The organism is Pedobacter ghigonis, assembly GCF_903166585.1.
Lineage (GTDB): Bacteria > Bacteroidota > Bacteroidia > Sphingobacteriales > Sphingobacteriaceae > Pedobacter > Pedobacter ghigonis.
Genome location: NZ_CAESCM010000003.1, coordinates 318,013 through 341,495, shown reverse-complemented (window position 1 = coordinate 341,495; position 23,483 = coordinate 318,013). Strand labels below are relative to the sequence as shown.

General features: G+C 40.1%; 23 protein-coding genes and 1 riboswitch. Of the genes, 14 read left to right on the top strand and 9 right to left on the bottom strand.

What is annotated here, in order from left to right; genetic code table 11:
- Nucleotides 1-49 precede the first annotated feature (49 nt).
- Nucleotides 50-1,276, bottom strand: coding sequence for a multidrug effflux MFS transporter (locus tag HWV58_RS06895; protein ID WP_175633381.1), 1,227 nt, complete (start codon nucleotides 1,274-1,276; stop codon nucleotides 50-52).
- A gap of 192 nt (nucleotides 1,277-1,468) precedes the next feature.
- Here HWV58_RS06895 and HWV58_RS06890 point away from each other — a divergent pair, with 192 nt between their 5' ends.
- Nucleotides 1,469-2,239 (top strand): queuosine precursor transporter, encoded by a 771-nt coding sequence (locus HWV58_RS06890; RefSeq protein WP_175633380.1) that lies wholly within the window; start codon nucleotides 1,469-1,471, stop codon nucleotides 2,237-2,239.
- Nucleotides 2,240-2,269: 30 nt separating this feature from the next.
- On the top strand, nucleotides 2,270-2,719 hold the full coding sequence (locus tag HWV58_RS06885; RefSeq protein WP_175633379.1) for a hypothetical protein: 450 nt from the start codon (nucleotides 2,270-2,272) through the stop codon (nucleotides 2,717-2,719).
- Nucleotides 2,720-2,927: 208 nt separating this feature from the next.
- Here HWV58_RS06885 and HWV58_RS06880 read toward each other — a convergent pair whose 3' ends face one another.
- The 3 genes from HWV58_RS06880 to HWV58_RS06870 all read right to left on the bottom strand — a co-directional run bounded on the left by HWV58_RS06880 (nucleotide 2,928) and on the right by HWV58_RS06870 (nucleotide 6,750).
- Nucleotides 2,928-4,172 (bottom strand): homoserine dehydrogenase, encoded by a 1,245-nt coding sequence (locus tag HWV58_RS06880; RefSeq protein WP_175633378.1) that lies wholly within the window; start codon nucleotides 4,170-4,172, stop codon nucleotides 2,928-2,930.
- A 155-nt stretch (nucleotides 4,173-4,327) separates the two neighbouring features.
- A complete protein-coding gene (locus HWV58_RS06875) occupies nucleotides 4,328-5,386 on the bottom strand; it encodes a homoserine O-acetyltransferase family protein (RefSeq protein WP_175633377.1) in 1,059 nt (352 codons plus the stop codon).
- A 32-nt stretch (nucleotides 5,387-5,418) separates the two neighbouring features.
- Complete coding sequence (locus HWV58_RS06870) at nucleotides 5,419-6,750, bottom strand: O-acetylhomoserine aminocarboxypropyltransferase/cysteine synthase family protein (RefSeq protein ID WP_175633376.1); 1,332 nt, start codon at nucleotides 6,748-6,750, stop codon at nucleotides 5,419-5,421.
- Between the two features lie 273 nt (nucleotides 6,751-7,023).
- A riboswitch (SAM riboswitch) is annotated at nucleotides 7,024-7,134 on the bottom strand.
- Nucleotides 7,135-7,347: 213 nt separating this feature from the next.
- Here HWV58_RS06870 and HWV58_RS06865 point away from each other — a divergent pair.
- The gene (locus HWV58_RS06865) at nucleotides 7,348-8,355 is read left to right on the top strand and encodes a hypothetical protein (protein ID WP_175633375.1); all 1,008 of its coding nucleotides are present in this window, start codon (nucleotides 7,348-7,350) and stop codon (nucleotides 8,353-8,355) included.
- Nucleotides 8,356-8,416: 61 nt separating this feature from the next.
- Here HWV58_RS06865 and HWV58_RS06860 read toward each other — a convergent pair whose 3' ends face one another.
- Nucleotides 8,417-9,532 carry a trans-sulfuration enzyme family protein gene (locus HWV58_RS06860; protein WP_175633374.1) on the bottom strand — a complete coding sequence of 372 codons (1,116 nt, stop codon included), beginning with the start codon at nucleotides 9,530-9,532 and terminating at the stop codon, nucleotides 8,417-8,419.
- A 123-nt stretch (nucleotides 9,533-9,655) separates the two neighbouring features.
- Between HWV58_RS06860 and HWV58_RS06855 the strand changes: the two genes are divergently transcribed.
- The 4 genes from HWV58_RS06855 (at nucleotide 9,656) to HWV58_RS06840 (ending at nucleotide 13,242) form a co-directional block, all read left to right on the top strand.
- Entirely contained in the window at nucleotides 9,656-10,150 is a 495-nt protein-coding gene (locus HWV58_RS06855; protein ID WP_235972676.1) for a hypothetical protein, read from the top strand.
- A 303-nt stretch (nucleotides 10,151-10,453) separates the two neighbouring features.
- Nucleotides 10,454-11,647: an aminofutalosine synthase MqnE gene (gene mqnE, locus HWV58_RS06850; RefSeq protein ID WP_175633373.1), complete on the top strand. Its 1,194-nt coding sequence runs from the start codon at nucleotides 10,454-10,456 to the stop codon at nucleotides 11,645-11,647.
- 96 nt (nucleotides 11,648-11,743) lie between these two features.
- Entirely contained in the window at nucleotides 11,744-12,367 is a 624-nt protein-coding gene (locus tag HWV58_RS06845; protein ID WP_175633372.1) for a histidine phosphatase family protein, read from the top strand.
- Between the two features lie 134 nt (nucleotides 12,368-12,501).
- Nucleotides 12,502-13,242 carry a menaquinone biosynthetic enzyme MqnA/MqnD family protein gene (locus tag HWV58_RS06840; protein WP_175633371.1) on the top strand — a complete coding sequence of 247 codons (741 nt, stop codon included), beginning with the start codon at nucleotides 12,502-12,504 and terminating at the stop codon, nucleotides 13,240-13,242.
- 183 nt (nucleotides 13,243-13,425) lie between these two features.
- Here HWV58_RS06840 and HWV58_RS06835 read toward each other — a convergent pair whose 3' ends face one another.
- Complete coding sequence (locus HWV58_RS06835; protein ID WP_175633370.1) at nucleotides 13,426-13,740, bottom strand: HPF/RaiA family ribosome-associated protein; 315 nt, start codon at nucleotides 13,738-13,740, stop codon at nucleotides 13,426-13,428.
- 41 nt (nucleotides 13,741-13,781) lie between these two features.
- Complete coding sequence (locus tag HWV58_RS06830) at nucleotides 13,782-13,949, bottom strand: hypothetical protein (RefSeq protein WP_175633369.1); 168 nt, start codon at nucleotides 13,947-13,949, stop codon at nucleotides 13,782-13,784.
- A 238-nt stretch (nucleotides 13,950-14,187) separates the two neighbouring features.
- Between HWV58_RS06830 and mutS the strand changes: the two genes are divergently transcribed.
- The 4 genes from mutS to HWV58_RS06810 all read left to right on the top strand — a co-directional run bounded on the left by mutS (nucleotide 14,188) and on the right by HWV58_RS06810 (nucleotide 18,592).
- Nucleotides 14,188-16,800 (top strand): DNA mismatch repair protein MutS, encoded by a 2,613-nt coding sequence (gene mutS / locus HWV58_RS06825; RefSeq protein WP_217706958.1) that lies wholly within the window; start codon nucleotides 14,188-14,190, stop codon nucleotides 16,798-16,800.
- 63 nt (nucleotides 16,801-16,863) lie between these two features.
- Nucleotides 16,864-17,364, top strand: a complete 501-nt coding sequence (locus HWV58_RS06820; RefSeq protein ID WP_175633368.1) for a C40 family peptidase — start codon at nucleotides 16,864-16,866, stop codon at nucleotides 17,362-17,364.
- Between the two features lie 148 nt (nucleotides 17,365-17,512).
- Nucleotides 17,513-17,980 (top strand): TlpA disulfide reductase family protein, encoded by a 468-nt coding sequence (locus tag HWV58_RS06815; protein WP_175633367.1) that lies wholly within the window; start codon nucleotides 17,513-17,515, stop codon nucleotides 17,978-17,980.
- 6 nt (nucleotides 17,981-17,986) lie between these two features.
- Nucleotides 17,987-18,592: a thioredoxin family protein gene (locus tag HWV58_RS06810; protein WP_175633366.1), complete on the top strand. Its 606-nt coding sequence runs from the start codon at nucleotides 17,987-17,989 to the stop codon at nucleotides 18,590-18,592.
- On the opposite strand, the gene HWV58_RS06805 is transcribed toward HWV58_RS06810, so the two are convergent.
- Nucleotides 18,589-19,776 (bottom strand): DUF1624 domain-containing protein, encoded by a 1,188-nt coding sequence (locus tag HWV58_RS06805; RefSeq protein ID WP_175633365.1) that lies wholly within the window; start codon nucleotides 19,774-19,776, stop codon nucleotides 18,589-18,591. The two genes, HWV58_RS06810 and HWV58_RS06805, sit on opposite strands and share 4 nt — an antisense overlap.
- 271 nt (nucleotides 19,777-20,047) lie before the next feature.
- Between HWV58_RS06805 and HWV58_RS06800 the strand changes: the two genes are divergently transcribed.
- The 3 genes from HWV58_RS06800 to HWV58_RS06790 all read left to right on the top strand — a co-directional run bounded on the left by HWV58_RS06800 (nucleotide 20,048) and on the right by HWV58_RS06790 (nucleotide 23,100).
- Nucleotides 20,048-21,472: a glycoside hydrolase family 125 protein gene (locus tag HWV58_RS06800; protein ID WP_175633364.1), complete on the top strand. Its 1,425-nt coding sequence runs from the start codon at nucleotides 20,048-20,050 to the stop codon at nucleotides 21,470-21,472.
- 250 nt (nucleotides 21,473-21,722) lie between these two features.
- Nucleotides 21,723-22,919 (top strand): GAF domain-containing sensor histidine kinase, encoded by a 1,197-nt coding sequence (locus HWV58_RS06795; protein WP_235972675.1) that lies wholly within the window; start codon nucleotides 21,723-21,725, stop codon nucleotides 22,917-22,919.
- The gene (locus HWV58_RS06790) at nucleotides 22,906-23,100 is read left to right on the top strand and encodes a hypothetical protein (RefSeq protein ID WP_175633363.1); all 195 of its coding nucleotides are present in this window, start codon (nucleotides 22,906-22,908) and stop codon (nucleotides 23,098-23,100) included. The genes HWV58_RS06795 and HWV58_RS06790 overlap by 14 nt, the downstream gene beginning before the upstream one ends.
- On the opposite strand, the gene HWV58_RS06785 is transcribed toward HWV58_RS06790, so the two are convergent.
- Nucleotides 23,101-23,454, bottom strand: a complete 354-nt coding sequence (locus tag HWV58_RS06785) for a nuclear transport factor 2 family protein (RefSeq protein WP_175633362.1) — start codon at nucleotides 23,452-23,454, stop codon at nucleotides 23,101-23,103.
- Nucleotides 23,455-23,483: the final 29 nt, after the last annotated feature.

The following is a 23,483-nucleotide window of genomic DNA, read 5'->3' as shown; positions in this document are numbered from 1 at the left end:
TGAGCTTAAAAACTTCGTGCGCTTAGTCTCCTTATGGTAAGATAAAAACTTAATGCGCCACCACAGCTGCGTCAGCGCTTGCTTCTACTTCGCTAACAATAAACCTGCGACCAATCAACAAACAAAATAACGCGATAAACGCTGCTGCTGTCATTACCAAAGGCATAGGTACAACCGAATGTTCACTAAATAAACTTACCATAACCGAGGCCAGTGCACCCAAACCCATTTGTAATGCGCCCATTAAAGCCGAAGCACTACCGGCATTTTTTGAAAACGGGGCAAGCGATAATGCCGCTGCGTTGGGGTTAATGAGTCCTAGGCAGGCCAGAAACAAAGCGATAAAACCAATGGTGCTGTATAAATTGAGCCAGTTATTTAAAGCAAAAATTAAGAACATTAAACTAAATACACACTGTGCCACCAGTGCCCAGGTCACAATCTTTTTGCTGCTGAACCATTTTAAGATTAAACTATTCACCTGGCTCGAACCAATAAAGGAAACCGATAAGAGAGCGAATATCCAGCCATAACCTGTTTTGCTTACTTCGTAAATTTTCATAAACACGGTTGGCGATGACGAAACATAGGCAAACAAGCCAGAAAAGGTAATAGAACTGATTAGCGCATAAGTATAAAACTGAGGTTCACGCAATACAGTATAAAAGTTGGTTAATATAGGTTTCGGCTTCAACGAATATTTTGGATCGGGTTTATAGCTTTCAGGCAGCTTGAAAATAGAGGCTAAAAGCATTAGAACCGCCATAAAACCTAAAAATACGAATACGTATTTCCAACCTAGCGCCGAAATTAAATAACCACCGGCAGTAGGGGCCAGCATAGGGGAAACTGCAATCACCAGCATTAATGAAGCAAATACCTTCGGACTTTCTTCTACTGAAAACAAATCGCGCACCATGGCAACCGAAGCTACAGCAGTGGCACAGCTTCCTATGGCTTGTACAAAACGCAAAACAATAAGCTGGTTTACATCAGTTACGGCTAAGCATAAAAACGAAGAAACGATATAAAGACCCAAACCAAAATACAGCGGCTTTTTACGGCCATATTTATCGAGTAAAGGCCCGTACAAAAGCTGACCAGCAGAAATTCCAATAAAAAAGCTCGATAAAGATAGGGCTACAACAGATTCTGTACTCTTTAAATCTTTGGCAATATCTACGAAACCTGGCAGATACATATCAATTGAAAAGGGGCCAAGGGCAGCAAGTGAACCTAAAATAAGTATTAAATAGAAGTGTTGTTTCTTAGCCATGATCTGTTAGTTTTTCGGAGGCGCAAAGATTGGGAGATTTAATTTGCTAACCTAAATTTATGGGTCGAGCGATTGTAAAAATTGTATTTAGCGGTCAGCATGGAAAAATTACCGTGTAATTGAACGTAAGGTTCCTGTTAAAAAGCATTATCTGCGTTGTAATGTGACAGATTATATTTAGATTTATTGCCTATGACTTTTAAAACGAAAGAAAGCCGTTTACTACTTGTTCTGGGTAGTTTTTTTGTGGCCAATGCCATATTATCAGAATTTATTGGTGTTAAATTATTCAGTGTTGAAGAAACCCTGGGCATGAAAAAGTTCGACATCAATTTATTAGGTGTACCACATTTGTCGTTCGTGATGTCGGCAGGGGTATTAACCTGGCCCATTATCTTCATTATGACAGATATCATCAACGAGTATTTCGGTGTGAAACAGGTAAGGTTTCTATCCATTCTTACCTCCATTTTAATCGCCTTTGCCTTTATTGTAGTTTGGGGATCTATGCATTTAAGTGCAGCCGATTTCTGGGTTCACCAAAAAATTAACGGTGAAGACCTCAACATGAACAACGCCTTTGCAGGTATTTTTGGGCAGGGGATGTGGATTATTGTCGGCTCAATTACAGCCTTTATTATAGGTCAAATGGTTGATGTACTGATTTTTCACCGCATTAAAAAGATAACCGGCGAACGTGCACTGTGGTTGAGGGCTACGGGTTCAACACTCGTTTCTCAGTTTGTAGATAGTTTTGTTGTAATTTTTATTGCCTTTTACCTTAATCCACAATACCATTACACCTGGAAAATGGTTTTTGCCATAGGTTTGGTGGGTTATACTTACAAGTTTGTTGTAGCCATTTTAATGACTCCAATACTCTATCTGGTACACCGCATTATTGATAGCTATTTAGGTAAAGATTTAGCACATAAACTGATGCAAATGGCTGGGCGCGGATAACAAAAACACTAACCAAATATATTGCTTAATATGAAATTAAATTATTTAATTGGCTTGGCGTTGCTCTCGCTGGCAGCGTGCAATGGACCGGCTGAAAAAAAGAAAGAATCGCTAAACATTCAGGGTACGTGGCAGCTGGTTTCGGCTACTACCACGCAAAATGGTAAAAGCGAGGTAACCGATTATACGGGCAAACTAAAAATGATTAAAATGTTTAACGATACGCATTTTGCATTTTTAAAGCATAGTACCAACCCTAAAGATACAGCCGGTTTTGATGCCGGCGGCGGAAGTTTTAAACTGGATAACGATAACTATACTGAACATCTGGAATATTATAAAAATAAGAACTGGGAAGGCAATACCTTTAATTTTAAGCTGAGCATTAAGCAGGATACCTTAATTCAGCAAGGGGTAGAAAAGGTAGAAGGAGAAGGGGTAGATCGGGTGATTGTAGAAAAATATGTAAAAGTTAAATAAAACACAAAAGGCCGGAATCGCTCCGGCCTTTATGCTTAACAACAAAACAAATAAAAAAATTAACCTTAAAAATTACTAGGCTGTTTAAAAATGAATAAACAATTTGCAGGTCTATCAGGTCGGCGTGGACACCAACCTCTAGCGTTGCTAACGGGCGGTGTCTCCACCGCCCGTTTGAATTTCACAGAAATTTAAACAGTTTCTGAGTTTAAAGGGCTGCCAGTTCTTCGGCAAAAACATTTTCGCTTAGCAGCTCTTGCTTGTAAATCTGTCTGCCGGTGTAGGCTACAAAAACAGCCGGATCTAAAAGCAATTCGCGGTTTTTGATTAAACTTTCCAGCTTAAGTGTTCCAACCACATATTTATAGCTATCGGCAGCATAACGCTCGCTGATGTTATCGAATTCCAATAAAGTAATCAAATCTTCATCTGCATAGCGCAAATACACTTCCAGTAAAATTTCTTCAGTATGTTTTACACCGTTTTCTGAGTGGTATTTTTTATACTCATAACGGTAATCGTAACGCAAAGCCGCAATATCCGATAGTACAGCTGCACCAGTCGGGTGACCGCCTGCACCTTTACCATAGAAAAACTGTTTATCGGCAAAAGCAGCTTGTACCGCTACAGCATTATATTCGTTTTCTACATTATACAAGAAATCATCTTTGGCTACCAGTTTTGGCAAAACATAAGTTACCACATCCTTGGTATTTACCTTGCGGGCTGTTGGCACCAGTTTGATTTTAAAGTTTTTCTCGCGTGCGTATTTAATATCGTATTGCGAAAGGTTTTGGATACCAATATTCAGAATGGTATCAGGATCTACAAATATGCCGTAAGCATGTGCTGTAGCAATCGCCAGTTTATATTTCGGATCGTAACCTCCCACATCCAGAATAGGATCAGTTTCGGCAAAACCTAAATCCTGAGCTTCTTTCAATGCCGAATCGTAGCTCTGGTTTTCGTTAAATATTTTAGACAGAATGTAGTTAGAAGAACCGTTAAAAATTCCGCTCAAGGCATGGAACAATTCGTTGTCATAATACTCTTCCAGGTTACGGATAATTGGAATACTACCACATACTGCACCTTCGTACAACAGGGAAGTACCATGCTCTGCCTGTAAATCTACCAGCTCTTTTAAGTGTGTAGCAATCATTTTTTTATTGGCCGAAACTACATTCTTACCATTTTTTAAGGCGGTAGTTACAATTTCGTATGCAGCATCAGCATCGTTAATCAATTCAACAATTGTATTGATTTCGGTATTATTCAGTATTTCGTTACGATCGGTAGTAAATAAATCTTTATTGAGCGTACGTTTCTTCTTTGGATCTTTTATCGCGATTTTAATGATTTCAAGATTCAGGTTCTGGCTCTGGATAATGTCCAGTAAACCTTGTCCTACAACTCCGAAACCAAATAAACCGATTTTTAAATTCTTACTCATTTTTATTTTGTGATTATACAGATAACCGGATTTTAGCCGATCCTATTGTTCTTATATTTGTTTTTGTCTTTATTATTTAGCTTTACGCTTAAGTCTTCTGTCTTTCTGCTTTACACTCTCTGCTTCAGTCTTTTGTCTTTCTGCTAATACGCTTTCTATGCAGTATGCTGCAACTTGATTATTTTTTTATCGCGACTCTCTTTAATAAATGTTCCGATAATATTGGTCAAAGCATTGGTTTCGATTAAGAAGCCGTCATGACCGTATTCTGAATGGATGGCAGCAAATTCGGCACCAGTAATATGATCGGCAAGGTATTTCTGTTCCGAAATCGGGAAAAGGAAATCGTTTTCGATACCAATTACCAGTGTATTGGCTTTAACCAATTTTAAAGCATCGGCAATACTCTTGCGGTTGCGCCCAACATTGTGGCTATCCATTGCTTTAGTTAAATAATAATAGCTGTAGGCATTGAAGCGCTTGGTTAATTTCTCGCCCTGATAATTCTGATAAGATGAAGCCCTGAAATTATCGGTTTTATCGTTTACACTTTCTACTTGCGTACTGCCATAAGCATTGTAGGTGCGATAGCTTAAAAGCGCAATACTTCTTGCTGCTTTCAAACCTTTAAGTCCTCCATCAGGTTTATTGGCATAAAAAGTACGGTCGGTAGTAATTGCCAGTCGCTGACTTTCGTTAAAGGCAATTCCCCAGGGTGAGTGTACCGCATTCGTAGCCACTAAAATCAGATTCTCAATTTTATTCGGCTCAATAATGCTCCATTCAACCGCCTGTTGTCCACCTAACGAACCACCAATCAATAATTTAATGGTATCGATTTGCAAATGCGCTGCTAAAAGCTGGTGTGCTGAAACAAAATCGCGGATAGTAAACTGCGGAAACGACAGGTAATAGGGCAGGCCGTTAACCGGATTGGTACTTAAAGGATTGGTTGTGCCATAGTTAGAGCCCAATACATTTGCACAAACAATATAATGATCGTTAGGATTGAATAAAGCGTTTTGTCCAAATAGGCCTTCCCACCATTCAAAAACATCTGCATTGGCAGTAAGCGCGTGGCAAACCCATATCACGTTATCTTTCTTTGCGTTTAACTTGCCATATGTTTGATAAGCGATTTGCAGATTACGGATTTTTTTTCCGCTTTCGAGCTTAAATTGTTTGTTGTATTGATATGTTGATGCTGTGCTCATGCTAAAATAATGCTGATGGTAATAAAAAAGGATTAGGCTTGTAAACTGGCTGCACTTACTGATAAGCCAATGGCTGCAAAAGCTTGCTCAAAATCGGCCTTAATGTCGTCGATATGCTCGATACCAACCGATACGCGAAGCGAGTTCGGTTTAACACCTGCGGCCAGTTGTTCGCTATCGCTTAATTGCTGGTGTGTGGTAGCCGATGGCTGGATAATCAGCGTTTTGGCATCTCCCACATTGGCCAGGTGCGAAATCAGCTTTAAATTATCGATCAGTTGGGTCGCACTTTCTTTGCTGCCGTTTAACTCGAATGATAAAACTGCTCCAAAGCCATTGCTTAAATATTTCTTTGCCAGACTATTGTATTTACTGCTGGCCAAACCTGGATAAGCCACTTCTTTAACTGCCGGATGGTTTTCTAACCAGGTAGCCAGTTCTAAAGCATTATCTACATGGCGTTGTACGCGAAGCGATAAAGTTTCGAGCCCTTGCAATAACAGGAAAGAGTTGAATGGTGCAATAGCCGGACCTAAATCCCTCAAACCTTCTACACGTGCACGGATAATGAACTGAATATTACCAAAAGGACCATCAACACCGAAAACATCGCTGAAAACCAGGCCATGGTAACCTTCTGATGGTTCGCTAAACTGTGGAAACTTACCATTTCCCCAGTTATAATTTCCACCATCTACAATTACACCGCCAATACTGGTTCCATGTCCGCCAATCCATTTCGTAGCCGATTGTACCACTACGTTTGCACCATGTTCTAATGGCTTAAACAGGTAACCTGCAGCACCGAAAGTATTATCAACAATTAACGGAAGATCATATTTTTTGGCAATAGCGGCTATTTTCTCAAAATCGGGCACACTAAAAGCCGGGTTACCAATGGTTTCTAAATAAATAGCTTTTGTTTTATCGGTAATTTTAGCTTCAAATTCTTCAGGCACATCCGGGTTAGCAAAATCGACATGAATACCCAAACGCTTAAATGCTACTTTAAACTGATTATAAGTACCACCGTAAACGTGAGAAGAAGAAACAATACTGTCGCCAGCTTCGAGGATATTATTTAAGGCAATAAATTGTGCCGCCTGACCAGATGCTACTGCCAATGCTGCTACGCCACCTTCTAAAGCTGCAATGCGTTTTTCGAAAACATCGCTGGTTGGGTTCATGATCCTGGTATAAATATTACCAAACTCTTTCAAGGCAAATAAATTAGCCCCATGCTCAGCATTTTTAAAACCGTAAGAAGTGGTTTGATAAATAGGAACAGCCCTTGAGCCTGTAGTTGGATCGATTTCCTGACCTGCGTGTATTTGTAAAGTTTCGAATTTATATGAAGTTGACATAATCTTTAATGCTTAAATTTTTAAATGTTGAATAATCTGTAGGGATCAGACTAACCTAAAGGTTAAACCTGTGTGGGCGTATCCCGTTTTAGCGGGACCTTCCAGTTTGAAAAACACAAAAAGGGAAGATTTTTAAATTACTGTATGCAACAGCACATACAAGTAATCGCCTGCATATTGCAACACATAAAAGACATAGAAAGATTTCCTACATTTTTAAGGTTTGAACTGGGTTCGCTTAGCGATTGAAGATTTAATGTTTTCATCAGTTAAAATTTATATCACCAGATAACACCATGTTAACCGGTCAGGAATTGGCACCTTCTCTTTCTGAGGGTTGCCAGTGGGTCATCGAGCCAGTCTCTCGCCACTTCTTTATAAATCAACCTCTGAAGATTGACTTTTACTTAGCTTGCTGCCAAATAATATTCCAAATGTCTGAATTTAATTTTAATCCACAAAATAAAATTTTGATTTTAAAACAAGTTACTGTAAATGAGGGTGCTAATTTTAAATAATTAAGGCTCCACAAATATTTTAATATAAAGTTAATGGTTAAAACTTTAAGTTTGTGTTACCTATCTAAATCTAATCATCATGAAAAATGTAAAATTCTTTGGTTTGGCAATATTATTTACTGTTGCCTGCTTAAACAACGTTAATGCCCAGTTTGGCGGTTTAAAAGATAAACTGTTAAAAGTGGGTACGGCACAAGGCGCTAAAGCCTTAGGCGTTGATAAATTTCTGAAACAACCTGCTGCCATTACCACCAGTTTCGAAGATGTAAACCGCGAAGGCGAGATGATGCCCGATTTTAAATCGAATGAGAAATTTCAGCCTTTATATTTATTGCCTAAAAATCCGGAAGGCGGTTATGTGCTTTGCGAGGGTTTTTATGAAATGACCAATAAAAGCTATTGCCTCAAAGCCGGAACCTTTGCCCCATCAAAAGGCGATGGTTACATGTTTGCTCCGGTGTTAGGACCCAAAGAAGAAATTGTAGTATCGATATTAAAGAGTGCCGAAAAACACCCTGAAGTAGAACAGCATGATATTCAGGTTTTATTGTGGACCATTATTGCCCGTACTAAATTTGCTGATTACAGCGGACAGGTTAAACTTACAGCCATTAAATTACTTACGCCTAAACAACTTACCCAGTTAGAAGGCGGTGCTTTGGGGGTTTTGCCTTTTGATGTAATGGAAAAAGCTAAAGATCAGTTGCCATCGGGCTTAAAAGCTGTGTTTGAAGCCGAAAATAACATCAGACAGTTGGTGGCATCAGGCAATTATACCTATGCTGATATGGAAAAATATGCAATTATTGCAGGTATGGCACCTCCAAGAAGCGATGTGCCGAGCGGAATCTGGACCAAACATCCTGATGGTTATTATGTGCGTTATTTTCCTTCGGGCTATTCCATTACCAAAGTGCAGGTTTATGTACCTAAAGAGTTATTGGCCAATGGCAATAAATTGGTTTATGATGCAGCAGGCGATATTGCTTGTCCGGCCAATACCGGTTCGCAACGTTTGGCGCAAACCAATGAGCCTTTAGAAGCCAATTATTCGCTTAAATTAACTACGGTTTGTAACCCGAAATAATTTTTAAGTCCTATAGATAATCCTATAAGGTTTTTAAAACCTTATAGGATTAAAAAATAAGTTAACTCAAAGCCTGTTCTAAATCGGCAATAATATCATCTGCGTGCTCCAGTCCAACCGAAATGCGCAATAGGTTTTTAGGTGTTTTACTATCCGGTCCCTCAATCGAGTAGCGGTGTTCAATCAAACTTTCCACCCCGCCTAAGCTGGTAGCCTGCGCAAATAACTGCACTTTATTAACCACTTTACTTGCTGCCTCTACACCACCTTTTACCAGGAAAGACATCATACCACCAAAATCTTTCATTTGGCTTTTAGCAATTTCATGTTGCGGATGCGTTTCTAATCCCGGATAAAAAACAGCTTCTACCTGTGGGTGCTGATTTAAATAATCGGCTACTTTTTCACCATTCTCGCAGTGACCTTTCATACGGTATGCGAGGGTTTTAATGCTGCGCGTTAACAGGTAGCAATCAAAAGGCGATGGAACGGCACCACCGGTTTGCTGCACATTCTTAATTTTATCCCATAGTTCATCTTTTTTCGCTGTAATCAAAACGCCACCTAACACATCGCTGTGGCCACCCAGGTATTTGGTACTGCTGTGCATCACAATATCAGCCCCCAGCAAAATCGGGTTTTGTAAAATAGGAGAGGCGAAAGTACTATCGCAGGCAAAAGTGATATCGGCTGCCTTTGCAATTTTAGCTATTGCACTGATATCCGTAACTTTTAATAAGGGATTGGAAGGTGTTTCCGACCAAATGAGTTTAGTGTTGGGCTTAACAGAAGCTTTAACCAGCTCCAGATCTGTTTGGTCGACGAAATCAAATTCAAGTATATCGGCGAAAATGGTAAGCAGTTGTTTTTTAAAGCCCCAGTACATATCATCTGGTGCAATAATATGACTACCGACCTTTAACGCCTGGAACAAGGCCATTCCCGAAGTATTTCCCGATGAGAAGGCAGCTGCATCTTCACCGTATTCTAATTTGGCTAAAGTGTTTTCTAAAGCAGACCGGTTTGGATTGCTTACCCGGCTGTACATGTGGCCGCCCGGATACCCGCCATGCTCATCGCGAAAAAAAGTTGTAGACAGATTAATGGGAGGGGTAACATCGCCTGTAGCACTGTTAACGAGATTAGATGCGTGAATAGCAAGGGTTTCGGGTTTCATGATAATAGGGGTTGATCGAAATAATATCAGATTGCAATTTAATATTTTGCAGCTAATTTAAACTTCGTAATTGTTTTGGCAAGATTTATGTAACAACTTTGACGAAATTTAAATTAAACTAAAATGAAAAGATTATTTATAGCTATCGCAATCGCATGTTCTACTTTAGTAATGTTACAAAGCTGCAATACTGCCAAAAGGGTAACCGCAGGAGTTACCGGTAGCAGAGGTACAGTAGTGCGCGACTGGGTAGTAAGCAACGTAGCTTTAGAAGGTTTACCTGATGGCGCTGTGCAAGGTTTATTCGGTGAGAAATCGTATAAATGCTTTCAGGGCAGTACCTGGAAATTAACCAACAGCGGTAACGGATCGTATACTTTACCGTCATCAAGTGCCTGCGGATCGGTAATGCAAACTATTTTCTGGTCGGCAGCACCAAAAGACCAGACTTTCCAGTTTAAAAAAATCTACGAAGGTGATAAAGCTAAAAACGTAAGTGAAGGTTACCGTTTAGTATTAACCGAACTTTCGAGCACACAAATGGTATTAAAATCGCCAATTGAATTTGGTGGCAGAACTGCAAACATCATTTTAACATTTGTACCAGCTGCACGATAATATTTAACATTGAAAAACATACCCGAAAGCACTTCTGAAAAGAGGTGCTTTTTTTGTTTGCAATCTATTTGAGCCACGGACGCACTGATTAGCGCGGAAGCTTGCCTGAAGAATATAAGACTTACTTAAATAATTAAATTTTGAATGATTGAATGTTTAAGGCAGGATGCATATTTACTCATTCAAAAATTAATCCTGCTAACATTCAAATAATGTATTGCGAAATAATAAATACCGGTTTGTTACAAGAAAATGATTTTCAAATCGCCTCATTATTGTATTTTTGTTCAAAATATTTCAGGAATGAATACAACTGATCAGGTTGAAAAAATACTAGCTGATACCAACTTATCAACTGAACTACAAAACATTGCACACAAAGTTCTTCATGGAGAGCGGATTAGTTTTGACGAAGGCGTTTACCTCTATGAGCACGCAGAATTAGGCTATCTGGGCGTTTTGGCCAACTTTGTAAGAGAGCAAAAACACGGCGACAAAACTTATTTTAACCGCAATTTCCATTTAGAACCAACCAATCTTTGTGTTTACGATTGCAAATTCTGCTCGTACTCGCGCCTCTTGAAGCAAAAAGAAGAAGGTTGGGCCTTAACCATGGATCAAATGCTCGATATTGTAAAAAAATACGACGATGAGCCGGTAACCGAAGTGCATATTGTTGGCGGTGTTTTACCACAGTATGATGTGGCTTTCTATTCATCGCTGTTTACAGCTATTAAGCAACACCGTCCTGATTTGCATGTTAAAGCTTTAACGCCGGTAGAATACCACTATATTTTTAAGAAAGCTAAAATTGATTACGCAACCGGAATGCGCCTGATGAAAGAGGCCGGTTTAGAATCTATTCCGGGCGGAGGTGCAGAAATTTTCCACCCTGAGGTGCGCGATCAGATTGCCAAAGATAAATGTACGGGCGAACAATGGCTGGCTATACACGAAGAATGGCATAAACTGGGTATGCGTAGCAATGCCACCATGCTTTATGGTCATATCGAACAATTCTGGCACCGCGTAGATCATATGGAGAAACTTCGCGAGCTACAGGATAAAACCGGTGGTTTCCAAACCTTTATTCCGCTAAAATTCCGCAACCAGCATAACCAGATGAGTAATGTGCCCGAAGTTTCGGTAATAGAAGATTTAAGGAATTATGCCATCGCCCGAATCTATATGGATAATTTCGATCACATTAAAGCCTATTGGGCAATGATTAGTCGCGAAACAGCACAATTGTCGTTGAACTATGGTGTAGATGATATTGACGGTACATTGGATGATACTACCAAAATCTATTCGATGGCGGGTGCCGAAGAACAGAATCCGGCAATGAGCACCAAAGAACTCGTAAACCTGATTAAGCAAGTAGGCAGAAAAGCCATCGAGCGCGACACCTTATATAATGTAGTAACCGATTTTGAGCATGTTGTTTTCGAAGAGGAAAAGAAACCTGCTTATTATAAATTACCAGTGGTAAATTAAGGATTGAATGACTGAATGAGAGATTGATTGAACGTTATTGAGTACACCATAATTCTCTCATTCAAAACTCAATCACTCATTCATTAAATAAAAAATATGAAGCAAATTTATATCATCCGCCACGGCGAAACAGAATTGAACAGACAGGGCATAGTACAAGGCAGGGGTATAAATGCTGATTTAAATGATTTAGGCAGGGCGCAGGCAGAGGCTTTTTATCAAACCTATAAGGATGTGGGCTTCGATAAAATCTACACTTCCGATTTAAAGCGTACCTGGCAAACCGTACAGAAATTTATTGATTCGGACCTGCCATGGGAACGTTTATCGGGCTTAGACGAGCTGGCCTGGGGAGTTTGGGAAGGAAAACCCAATACAGAAGAGGCACGTGAAGCTTTTCGGTCGATGTTGCAATGCTGGCAGGAGGGTAATTACAGTGCCCATTTTGAAGGCGGTGAAAGTGTGCAGGATGTATACGAACGCTTAAAACAACCTATGGAAGTTTTAATGACCCGGCCACAAGAGCAAAAAGTATTACTTTGCATGCACGGAAGGGCCATGAGGGTTTTCTTATGCCTGTTACTGGGAAAACCATTAAGCGAAATGACCGAATTTCCACACCAGAATACTGTGTTATACAAAATGGGCTTCGAGGATGGAAAATTTACCGTTCTTGAATTTAATAGTGCCGTTCATCTAGACGGTTTAGTGATTGGATAATAAATTTATGCTGTCATGCTAAGAAACGAAGCACCTGTTAGTTGATAGCAGGAACTTTCCACAGAACTTAATTATGTAGACAGTAGGTTGGAGATTCTTCCTATCGTCAGAATGACATAAAATAACATAACACCTTGAATAAGATCAAAATATCGGCTGTTGCCTACACCAATACCAAAGCATTTATATACGGCTTAGCCCATTCGCCTATTATCGATAAGATAGATTTAAGTTTAGATATTCCTTCAGATTGCGCTGCTAAAGTAATTAACGGTCAGGCAGATATTGGTTTGATGCCTGTAGCTGCTATTCCATTAGTCCCAAATGCTAATATCGTTGCCGATTATTGTATTGGAAGCGATGGCGCAGTAAATTCGGTATTTATTTTCAGCAATGTACCGGTTAGTGAAATTAAAACGCTACGATTGGATGCGCATTCCCGCACCTCGAACAACCTGGCTAAAGTTTTATTAAAATTTCACTGGGAGCAGGAGGTAGAATTTACAACTGATCAAAATGCAGAAACAGATGCTTTTGTTTTAATCGGCGACCGTACTTTCGGGAAAACACAGGATTTTGCTTTCGTTTACGATATGGGCGAAGAATGGAAGAAGTTTACCGGTTTGCCTTTTATGTATGCTGCATGGGTAGCCAATAAAGAAATTTCGCAGCAATTTAAAGATGAGTTTAATGCCGCTTTAAAGTTTGGCTTAGATCATCGTAAAGAAGTTTTAGCAGAATTGCCACCTGTAAGCAATTTTGACCTGGAGGATTACCTGTACCACAAATTACAATTTGAGGTAACTGAAGATAGAACAAAAGCAATGCGACTTTTTTTAAGCTATATCGAAGAACTCGAAAGAGTTAAAGTTTAAAAAGAGTCGAATATAAAAAACCTTTGCGTGGCCATTTTTTTATTGGCTGAAGCAATCCAAGTAGTTACTGCTTTATAAGATTGCTTCAGCTCACACAACCCGGCTTCGCAATGACGAATCCCTTTATATCATTCCTTATCGTCTTGCTGAACTTGTTTCAGCATCTCTTTTGAAGTGATTTAATTAATGAACCTTCAACTTACCGGACACTTTTTCAAGTGTATTTTTTAATTTCGTTAAAGCACCGTTAAGCGCTAAATCGTAAGTATTACCCAGGTTGGTTACCGCAACAGGATCTTTTCCTGTAATCCGGGCTTCTAATAAACATCTTTTATCGGCTAAACCGTCTTTACTACCATTTTCATCTGATAAATGAACTTCCAAACGTGTTATCAGATCAGTGTATCTGCTCAGTCCTTCATTTAGCAGGCCTTTAATTTTTTCTTCGTATTCCTGGTGTATGGTTAAGTTCTTGTCGGCATTCAGTTGTATCGTCATGTTCTAAATATTTTGATTTTAAGATTAACACTTAACTGTGATTAATTGTTTAAATTATAAAACTGTGCAAATAAGTTAATCTTATAAAGTGGAGTCTGACCGGCCATTGTTCTTAAACCTGATAGGAGCGGGCACGATCCCGATTTTTCATCGGGAGAAGTAAAGCGGATAGCAGGACTAAACTTTCCGAAAGGTGACGAACCCTTCATTTTCAAATATGAGTTAATTGTTTAAACCGGTTAACTGTTCATGCTCGTTAATTTAAAATGTTTAAATTGGTTAATCGGTTAATTGGTTGAACTGATTAACGGTTCATGTTCGCTAGCTTAAAACTGCCAACTGTAGATTGGAAACTGATTTCACTAACAATCTTTCAACTTTTCAACAAAACAGCCGTACAATGCATATTCGTGCTATCTTTATGGCTTTTGCAAATTAATTTCAGTTTTGGCTAAAGACACGAATAAAGAAACCCCGTTAATGCAGCAATACAACGCTATTAAGGCGAAGTATCCGGGCGCATTGTTATTATTTAGGGTAGGCGATTTTTACGAAACCTTTGGCGAAGACGCCGTAAAAACAGCACAAATATTAGGTATTGTATTAACCCGCAGAGGAACAGGCCCAAATGGTGGTGCTCTCGAGCTTGCCGGTTTTCCGCATCACTCTCTCGATAACTATTTATCTAAACTGGTTCGTGCGGGCCAGCGTGTAGCCATTTGCGATCAGCTGGAAGACCCCAAAACAACCAAAACCATTGTTAAACGTGGTGTAACAGAATTGGTTACGCCCGGTGTGGCTTATGGCGATAATATCGTAAACCAGAAATCGAATAATTTCCTGGCCTGCGTTTTCTTCGATAAAACACAACTGGGTGTTTCATTTTTAGATATTTCGACCGGCGAATTTTTAATTGCGCAAGGCAATAGTGATTATATCGATAAACTTTTACAAGGTTTTAAACCTACAGAGGTTATTTTCCAGAAATCGAAACGGCAGGCCTTTACAGAAAATTTTGGCGACCGCTTTTATACTTTCGGTTTAGATGAATGGCCTTTTACCAGCGATTACGGAAACGAAACGCTGATGAAACATTTCGAGGTAACCTCCTTAAAAGGTTTTGGTGTAGACCGTTTGCAAAGCGGAATAGTGGCTGCCGGTGTTATTTTGCACTATTTGGGCGAAACCGAACACCGTAACCTGCAGCACATTACCTCGATAAGCCGCATTGAAGAAGACCGCTTCATGTGGCTGGATCGCTTTACCATCCGTAACCTTGAACTGGTTAACTCTCCTAACGACAATGCAGTAACCTTATTCGATATTCTGGATCATACCTGCACGCCAATGGGTGCGCGCTTGCTGCAAAAATGGATTATCATGCCGTTAAAGGAGCTGAAACCCATTCAGGAACGCCTGGGTATGGTAGAATACTTTGTGTCTAACGAGACTTTACAGGAAGAATTTTTATCGCACATTAAACAAATCGGCGATTTAGAACGCCTGATTTCTAAAGTGGGTTTACAACGTGTTGGTCCACGCGAACTGGTAGCGCTCAAACGCGCCATGTATCATATCGAATCAGTTAAAAAACTGGCTGCCGATTCTAAAAATCCGTTTTTAATCAAAATTGCCGATCAGTTAAACCCTTGTCTGGCCATTCGCGACCGGATTGAAAGAGAATTACAAGCCGATCCACCAGCATTATTGGTAAAAGGAAATGTTATTGCCGATGGCATTGATGAAGATTTAGACCGCCTGCGTAAAATTGCATTTGGTGGCAAGGATTACCTTGTTCAGATACAGAAACGCGAAGCCGAAGCCACGGGTATCCCTTCATTAAAAATTGCTTTCAATAATGTATTTGGTTATTATTTAGAAGTAACCCATACCCACAAAGATAAAGTACCCGAAGGTTGGATCCGTAAGCAGACCCTTGTTAATGCCGAAAGGTACATTACGCCTGAACTTAAAGAGTACGAAGACCAGATTTTAGGTGCTGAAGAGAAAATTCAGGCTATCGAAGTGCGTTTGTACAACGAACTGATGTATGAAACAGCAGGTTACATTAAACCTATCCAACTCGATTCATTCTTAATTGCCCAGTTGGATTGCTTGCTGTGTTTTGCACAACTGGCTGCCAAAAATCATTACAATAAGCCAAAAGTTACGACAGATAAGGTACTCGATATTAAAGGTGGTCGCCACCCGGTAATTGAAAAGCAACTTCCGGTAGGGCAGGAATACATTACCAACGATGTGTACCTGGATACAGAAAGCCAGCAGATTATCATGATTACTGGTCCCAACATGGCGGGTAAGTCGGCTATTTTGCGTCAAACTGCTTTGATTGTATTGATGGCCCAAATGGGATCCTTTGTGCCGGCCAAAGATGCTGAAGTGGGCATTGTGGATAAGATTTTTACCCGTGTAGGTGCTTCTGATAACATCTCCTCGGGCGAAAGTACATTCATGGTCGAAATGAATGAAACGGCCAGTATCCTGAATAATATTTCAGACAATAGCTTAATTTTATTGGATGAAATTGGTCGTGGAACCAGCACTTATGATGGTATTTCGATTGCCTGGGCCATTGCCGAGTTTTTACACCAACACCCAACCTCGCGACCAAAAACCCTTTTTGCCACACATTACCACGAGCTAAACGAGCTGGCCAATACCATGCCCCGCATTAAAAACTTTAATGTTTCAGTTAAAGAAATGACCCATAAGGTGATCTTCTTACGGAAGCTTGTTCCCGGTGGAAGTGAGCACAGCTTTGGTATTCATGTGGCCAAAATGGCTGGTATGCCGCCAAAATTGATTGGCAGGGCCAATGAAATTCTGAAAAAACTCGAAATAGATCGTACAGAAGGCCAAAGTATAAAAGACAGCATTAAAAAAGTACAAAATCAGGCCTACCAATTGCAGATGTTTGCGATTGACGATCCGATTTTAGTGAAAATCAGAGATACGCTGAACAATTTAGATGTGAATGCCTTAACCCCGGTTGAAGCTTTACTGAAACTGGATGAAATACAGCGTTTAATTAAAAATTAAGCAGATTAAGGGCTTATGGATAAAGAATATTAACCATAAGCCCTTCTTACTAAATTTATACCTATGCATACTAGCTTTAAACCTTACGCTTTCTATTTGGTTGCTTTAGTGCTATTCCTGTCATCGTGCGGTACGCGTAAATACACCGTTAAAACCGATACTAAAGGAGCGAAAGCAGCCGATGCCATGAGTAATTTAAAAAGCAAACCGCTTTACCGTTTCATTACCGACTGGACGGGCGTTCGTTACCGTTTTGGTGGTTTAGATAAAGGTGGGATAGATTGCTCGGGATTTGCCTATTTGTTAGAGAAAGAGATTTATGGCGTAACCTTGCCACGTATCTCACGCGATCAGGCCAATGTGGTAAGGAAAAAACCTATAGATAATTTAAAAGAAGGCGATCTGGTATTCTTTTCTTTTGGCGGCAACGATGTAGACCATGTTGGTGTGTACCTCAATAATGGCTTTTTTGTCCATGCCAGTACTACCAGAGGGGTTATTGTTGATGATTTAACATTGCCGGCGTATCAGCGCGTATTTGTTAAATCAGGTTCGGTTAACTAGATCTCTTCCGTCATTTCGACTGAAGCTCACCGATTTTCATCGGGAGCGAAACGGAGAAATCTACATTAGATCTCTCCGTTTCGCTGCGCTATAGTCGAGATGACGATTATCGTTAAAACAAACCCACCTAAATTTCGTTATTCATCTTATGCGTATATTTCTTTTAATCTGCTTATCTTTAATTAGTTATTCGTTAAGCGCACAGGTAAGACTGTTAACGCTCGATGAACTGGATAAACGCATTGCCGCCGGCAAGGACACCACCTATGTGGTTAATTTTTGGGCAACCTGGTGTGGCCCATGTGTGGCCGAATTACCAAACTTTGAAAAACTGCGTGTAGCCAATTTAAAAAAGCCCGTAAAGGTACTGTTGATCAGTGTAGATTTTAAATCGAAACTGCAAAAAGAGGTAATACCTTTTGTAGTAAAGAACCAGCTCAAAGCTGAAGTGTTTCTGTTAAACGAAACCGACCAGCAAAAATATATCGAAAGGGTAGACCCCAAATGGACAGGCGCTATACCCGCAACATTATTTGTGAAACAAAAAACCAGACGCTTCTACGAACAGGAATTTACGGAGAAACAACTCAAAAATACTTTGTTAAACTTAAAATAAGAGGTTATGAAACATTTATTTCTAATTGGCTTGATGTTAATTTCGTTAGGTGCCTGTGCACAAAGCGAAGGGTATAAAGTTGGCGATGTGGTTAAAGATTTCGCTTTAAAGAATGTAGATAATAAAACCGTATCTATGGCCGACTACAAGGATGCCAAAGGTTTTATTGTGGTATTTACCTGCAATACCTGTCCGGTAGCCCAGGCTTACCAGGATCGTGTTGCTGAGCTAAATGCCAGTTATGCTGCCAAAGGATATCCGGTTATTGCCATTAACCCAAATGATGCGGGTGCCGTTCCAGCCGAAAGTTTCGATAAAATGCAGGCCCTGGCCAAAGGAAAGAATTTCACTTACCCTTATCTGCTCGATCCAGACCACGTAGTTACCAAACAATTCGGTGCAAGCAGAACGCCGCATGTTTTCCTGGTAAATAAAAGCGACAAAGGAAATATAGTTGAATACATTGGTGCAATAGATAATGATCCTGAAGGCGAAAACGCCACAAAAGAAGATTATGTGAAAAATGCAATCAATAATTTAGCCACAGGTAAAAAGCCCGCTGTTACCACAACCAAGGCGGTGGGTTGCAGCATAAAATGGAAAAAAGGCTAAACGTACCTTAACCACCATTGCCGGTGTGTTTCTTTGTACTGTTTAAACCACCTGCAAGGTAAATAGAGCGATGCCACCACACTAAGCCATATTACATAAACCACTGGCAAGCTAAAGCCAAATGCTGCCGGCCTGAACATAAATGGAATCTGAACAATTTCTTTAGTGCTATGGCCGGTTGCAAAAAATACGATTATCAATAGCGTGTGTAGCAGGTAAAAGTGCAGCACATAGTAAAAAAACGGAACAGCACCATATACCGAAGTTATTCTGGTAAACCAATTGCTTACGTTTTCGGTAACGGCCAAAAAGAGCATCGCCGGGCCTAAGGTCATGGAGATATATTGCAGCGATGGCGGATATTTGTTTACGTTGAAAAAAGTGAGCAGGTTCTTAAACAGGTCATCATATTCTTTACGCGGAACCGGATCGCCATATACATTGATTAATCTCAAAGCTACGAATACAAACACCGTTAAAAAGCCTACCATCAATAAATTGCGCTGACGGCGTTCTGCTTCGTACCCCTTCCTATACCAGGCACCAACACCATAGCCCACGAACATAACCCCGGTCCACGGAAGGATTGCATAAAACACACCTACGAAATGATTGGCAGACAGCGGTGCAACCGTACCCGATGCAGTAAAAAATACTTTTAAAATCATTCCAGCAGCCGGGTCTTTTGGTGCCGGGAATAAGTTAAAAAGATTATGCCCAAAAACCAGCACCAGTCCGATTATGAGCACCGTTTTATAAGAAATACGGCTGAAAATAGCCAAAAAGATCATGCTGGTACCAATAGCCCAAATTACCTGCAGGATAATAAAATTGTAGCCAGGATTAAAGGTTAAGCCAAAGGTGATGATTACGATTTCGATCAATATAAGCCATAAGCCACGCTTAAATAAGAATGCACTGGCCTGTGCAGCTGTTCTGCTTTGGGCGGATAAATAGGCTGATAACCCGGAAAGGAAAACAAAAGTCGGTGCACAAAAATGCGTGATCCAGCGGGTAAAAAACAACATTCCTGTAGTGGTATCAGGATTTAGAGGATCGCCTGTCATGGCTCCGATATGAAAAAAATCGCGGGTATGGTCTAAAGCCATAATGATCATCACCAATCCACGCAATATATCAATCGATAAGATACGTTTTGAAAGTGTGCTTTGTGCTGCATCCATAGCGGTAAGTTTGGTTAATAAAGATACAAATTCAAATGGTTATTATGCCTTTCTAAACTTGCTGTTGCCGGTATTGTCCGCGTAATTCATGCTCAACTGGAAAATCGATTTAGGAGTAGCTGAATTGGCAATTTCAATTTTGATCTTCGAAAAATTATAATAATATTTGTTAAACGCTAACCGAATAATCCCTATCATTAAAACAGATCATGCATCAACGATAGCTGAACCTCGTTTAGACAAAACTAAAAAAAGACCATAACACATCATAATGAAAAGAAGAACATTTATACAAAACACAGGTTTGTTAGGAGCAGGCGTAGTGGCTTCCAAATTCTCTTTTGCAGCTAATTTAGCTCCCGAATTTCCGGTTGTACGTGTAGCCGCGGCAAAAAGACATTTTCAAAGTAAGGCGGTAGATAACGCCATCAAAACCTTTCAGGCCAATGTTAAAAACCCTGAGTTAGCCTGGTTGTTCGAAAATTGTTTTCCAAACACTTTAGATACTACGGTTTATCACAGCGAAAATGGTGGCAGGCCCGATACTTATGTAATCACCGGCGATATTGATGCGATGTGGTTGCGTGATAGTTCGGCACAGGTGTGGCCTTACCTGCAATTTGTAAATGAGGATGAGCCCCTAAAAAAGCTAATTGCCGGTGTAATTATCCACCAAACCAAATGTATTTTGAAAGACCCTTATGCCAATGCTTTTTATGGCGATGCAACCAAAGTAGGGGAATGGAAAACAGATAAAACCGCTATGCAACCAGGTGTGCACGAGCGTAAATGGGAAATCGACTCCTTATGTTACCCGATTCGTTTGGCTTACCACTACTGGAAAAAAACAGGCGATAAAACACCATTCGATGCCGATTGGAAAAAAGGAATTGAAGCCACTTTAAAAACCTTCAAAGAGCAACAACGTAAAGAAGGAAAAGGTCCTTATCATTTCCAAAGGGAAACCACGCAGCCGACAGATTCGTTGCCAATGGCAGGTTATGGTTTTCCGGTTAACCCGGTGGGCTTAATTTGTTCGGCTTTCCGTCCGAGTGATGATGCGACTATTTTTCCTTTCCTGGTACCTTCAAACTTCTTTGCGGTATCGAGCTTAAAACAGGCAGCAGAAATGATTAAAGCCTTAAACAGCGATAAAACATTAGAAAGTAGCTTATTAAACCTGGCCGATGAGGTAAATGCTGCACTTCAAAAACATGCCATTGTAAACCACCCGAAATACGGTAAAATTTATGCATTTGAGGTAGATGGTTTTGGTAGTTCGTACCTGATGGATGACTCGAACGTGCCTAGTTTATTGGGTTTACCTTATCTGGGTGCAATGAAAATCGAAGATCCGATTTATCAGAATACGAGGAAATTTGCTTTATCAAAAGATAATCCTTATTTCTTTAAAGGCACAGCAGCCGAAGGTATCGGTGGACCGCACGCCGGTCAGGATATGATTTGGCCAATGAGTATCACCATGCGTGCCTTAACTTCAAAAGATGATGCCGAAATTAAAGCGTGCATCGAAAGTTTACGTAAAACACATGCAGGCAAAGGCTTCATGCACGAGTCGTTCCATAAAGATAATCCAGCTAACTTTACCAGAGCATGGTTTGCATGGTCGAACACCTTGTTTGGCGAGTTGCTTTGGAAAACTTACCACGAAAAACCAGCTTTATTAAAAGCTTAATATTACGCTGCCGCATTTATATGTTTCTGAGGTTTATTTTAAAAATAGCCCAACATATAAATGCGGTTTTTGCTTTTATCGAAAATAACATTCACATCAAACTTCACAATTAGCAATAATACACACCGTATTTATACGCTTTTTAATTTTTTAGTACCTAATCTGTGTAAAATAAAGGCTAAGTTGTGCAGGCCCTGTTTTTTGAGAAAAGAAATATAGTTAAATTGCTGGAAAATTATTAAATCCGGCCTTGCAAAACCCCGAAACAAACATTCAAGCTGATATTGATGCAGTAAATAATATTTCTTCTGTAGCCAATATTTTAGAAATCGTGTGCCGCACTACCGGAATGGGTTTTGCTGCCGTAGCCCGTGTAACTACCGATAAATGGATCGCCTGTGCTGTGCACGATGAAATAAACTTTGGCTTAAAGGTTGGCGGCGAACTTAAACTGGAAACCACAATTTGCAACGAAATCAGACAGCACAAAAATGCAGTCGTTATCGATCATGTTGATGAAGACCCAGAATATGCAGGGCACCACACTCCGTTAATGTATGGTTTCCAAAGTTATATCTCTGTTCCCATTACCTTAAAAAACGGCAATTTTTTCGGAACCCTTTGTGCCATCGATCCGAAACCTGCAAAGCTTAAAAATCCGACCATTATTGGCATGTTTACCATATTTGGTGAATTAATTGCTTCTCATTTAGATGCCCTTGAACAGGTAGCCGAAGTGGAAAAAGAGCTTAAAAAGGAACAGGAAATCGCTATCGTACGCGATCAGTTCATTGCTATTCTCGGTCATGACTTAAAAAATCCTTTAAATGCGATATCCAGCAGTGCCCAACTTTTATCACGTTTAAACTTAGACGAAAGAGGTAGCCGCTTAACCAAAATTATTACCGATGCTTCTTTCAGGATGAATGGCTTGATTGATAATATCCTTGATTTTGCCAGCGGCCGTTTGGGTTCAGGTATTTCGGTAAACCGCACTAGAGACGAAGACCACGAACGTTTATTAACCGAGGTAGTGGAAGAATTGCAAGCCATTTGGCCGGAGCGACGCATAAATATGGTTTTCGATCTGGCGCATCCGATTCATGCAGATGGCAAACGCCTGGCACAGCTTTTTTCTAATTTACTGGCTAATGCACTGAATTACTCTCCTGTTGATTCGGCTGTAGAAGTAACCGCCAGCAGTAACAGCAATGAATTTAATCTGTGTGTAACCAATGCCGGAAAGCAAATACCTGCAGCAGCTATGGAGCGCTTGTTTCAACCTTTCTCGCGGGGCGAGGTAGAACCCAACCAAAAAGGACTTGGCTTAGGCTTGTATATCGCGTCAGAAATTGCACATGCACACAACGGTACCCTTAAAGTATCGTCGAATGCCGATAAAACCTGTTTCACCTTAAACTTTGCCAATAATAATGACCATCGTTAACGATAAACTGCCCACTTCAACGCTGTTAGAGCTAAAAACCGGTGATGTAATTGCAACCGAAAACAATCAGTCTGGTACAATTGAGCACATTGAAATTACCGAAACAGATGAGTTTTTAATGTTCCGTTTTCAGCTTGCTGAAGGCGAAATTAATGTAAGAAAACTTAAGCAGGTTTGTTGATTATAAAATCGGTCGAGGGTCGAATATGACCTGAATAGATTTAATTTTTTCATCATCGAGCTGGTACCAGCCAGCACAAAAGATGGTTTTACCGCCCATATTAATATCGTACCAAAGGCAAACCTCTTCGCCATCAGTAAATATTTTTTTAATATCGTATTTGAATTTCATCTTCTCCATATCGGCGATATAGATATCTGCACCATTCCTTTCGCCCATCACGCCTTTAAAATACAAATCATCATGTAATTGCTGTCTGGCCAGATTAAAATCTTCGGTGTTCAGTGCATTTAAAAAATCCTGTACCACAACTTTTGCATTGTGCTCGGTTAGTAATTTATTGGTCGTGCTCATCTTGTAATTGCTTTAAGGTAAAACGCAGG

Bases quoted from the DNA above. Each gene is read 5' to 3' on its own strand.
- HWV58_RS06830 (WP_175633369.1), bottom strand. From the start codon at position 13,949: ATGAAGGGTTCGTCACCTTTCGGAAAGTTTAGTCCTGCTATCCGCTTT.
- HWV58_RS06845 (WP_175633372.1), top strand. From the start codon at position 11,744: ATGAAGCAAATTTATATCATCCGCCACGGCGAAACAGAATTGAACAGA.
- HWV58_RS06880 (WP_175633378.1), bottom strand. From the start codon at position 4,172: ATGAGTAAGAATTTAAAAATCGGTTTATTTGGTTTCGGAGTTGTAGGA.
- HWV58_RS06815 (WP_175633367.1), top strand. From the start codon at position 17,513: ATGCGTATATTTCTTTTAATCTGCTTATCTTTAATTAGTTATTCGTTA.
- HWV58_RS06805 (WP_175633365.1), bottom strand. From the start codon at position 19,776: ATGGATGCAGCACAAAGCACACTTTCAAAACGTATCTTATCGATTGAT.
- mqnE (WP_175633373.1), top strand. From the start codon at position 10,454: ATGAATACAACTGATCAGGTTGAAAAAATACTAGCTGATACCAACTTA.
- HWV58_RS06865 (WP_175633375.1), top strand. From the start codon at position 7,348: ATGAAAAATGTAAAATTCTTTGGTTTGGCAATATTATTTACTGTTGCC.
- HWV58_RS06860 (WP_175633374.1), bottom strand. From the start codon at position 9,532: ATGAAACCCGAAACCCTTGCTATTCACGCATCTAATCTCGTTAACAGT.
- HWV58_RS06885 (WP_175633379.1), top strand. From the start codon at position 2,270: ATGAAATTAAATTATTTAATTGGCTTGGCGTTGCTCTCGCTGGCAGCG.
- HWV58_RS06855 (WP_235972676.1), top strand. From the start codon at position 9,656: ATGAAAAGATTATTTATAGCTATCGCAATCGCATGTTCTACTTTAGTA.
- HWV58_RS06800 (WP_175633364.1), top strand. From the start codon at position 20,048: ATGAAAAGAAGAACATTTATACAAAACACAGGTTTGTTAGGAGCAGGC.
- HWV58_RS06870 (WP_175633376.1), bottom strand. From the start codon at position 6,750: ATGTCAACTTCATATAAATTCGAAACTTTACAAATACACGCAGGTCAG.
- HWV58_RS06835 (WP_175633370.1), bottom strand. From the start codon at position 13,740: ATGACGATACAACTGAATGCCGACAAGAACTTAACCATACACCAGGAA.
- HWV58_RS06820 (WP_175633368.1), top strand. From the start codon at position 16,864: ATGCATACTAGCTTTAAACCTTACGCTTTCTATTTGGTTGCTTTAGTG.
- HWV58_RS06785 (WP_175633362.1), bottom strand. From the start codon at position 23,454: ATGAGCACGACCAATAAATTACTAACCGAGCACAATGCAAAAGTTGTG.
- HWV58_RS06875 (WP_175633377.1), bottom strand. From the start codon at position 5,386: ATGAGCACAGCATCAACATATCAATACAACAAACAATTTAAGCTCGAA.
- HWV58_RS06890 (WP_175633380.1), top strand. From the start codon at position 1,469: ATGACTTTTAAAACGAAAGAAAGCCGTTTACTACTTGTTCTGGGTAGT.
- HWV58_RS06810 (WP_175633366.1), top strand. From the start codon at position 17,987: ATGAAACATTTATTTCTAATTGGCTTGATGTTAATTTCGTTAGGTGCC.
- HWV58_RS06895 (WP_175633381.1), bottom strand. From the start codon at position 1,276: ATGGCTAAGAAACAACACTTCTATTTAATACTTATTTTAGGTTCACTT.
- HWV58_RS06790 (WP_175633363.1), top strand. From the start codon at position 22,906: ATGACCATCGTTAACGATAAACTGCCCACTTCAACGCTGTTAGAGCTA.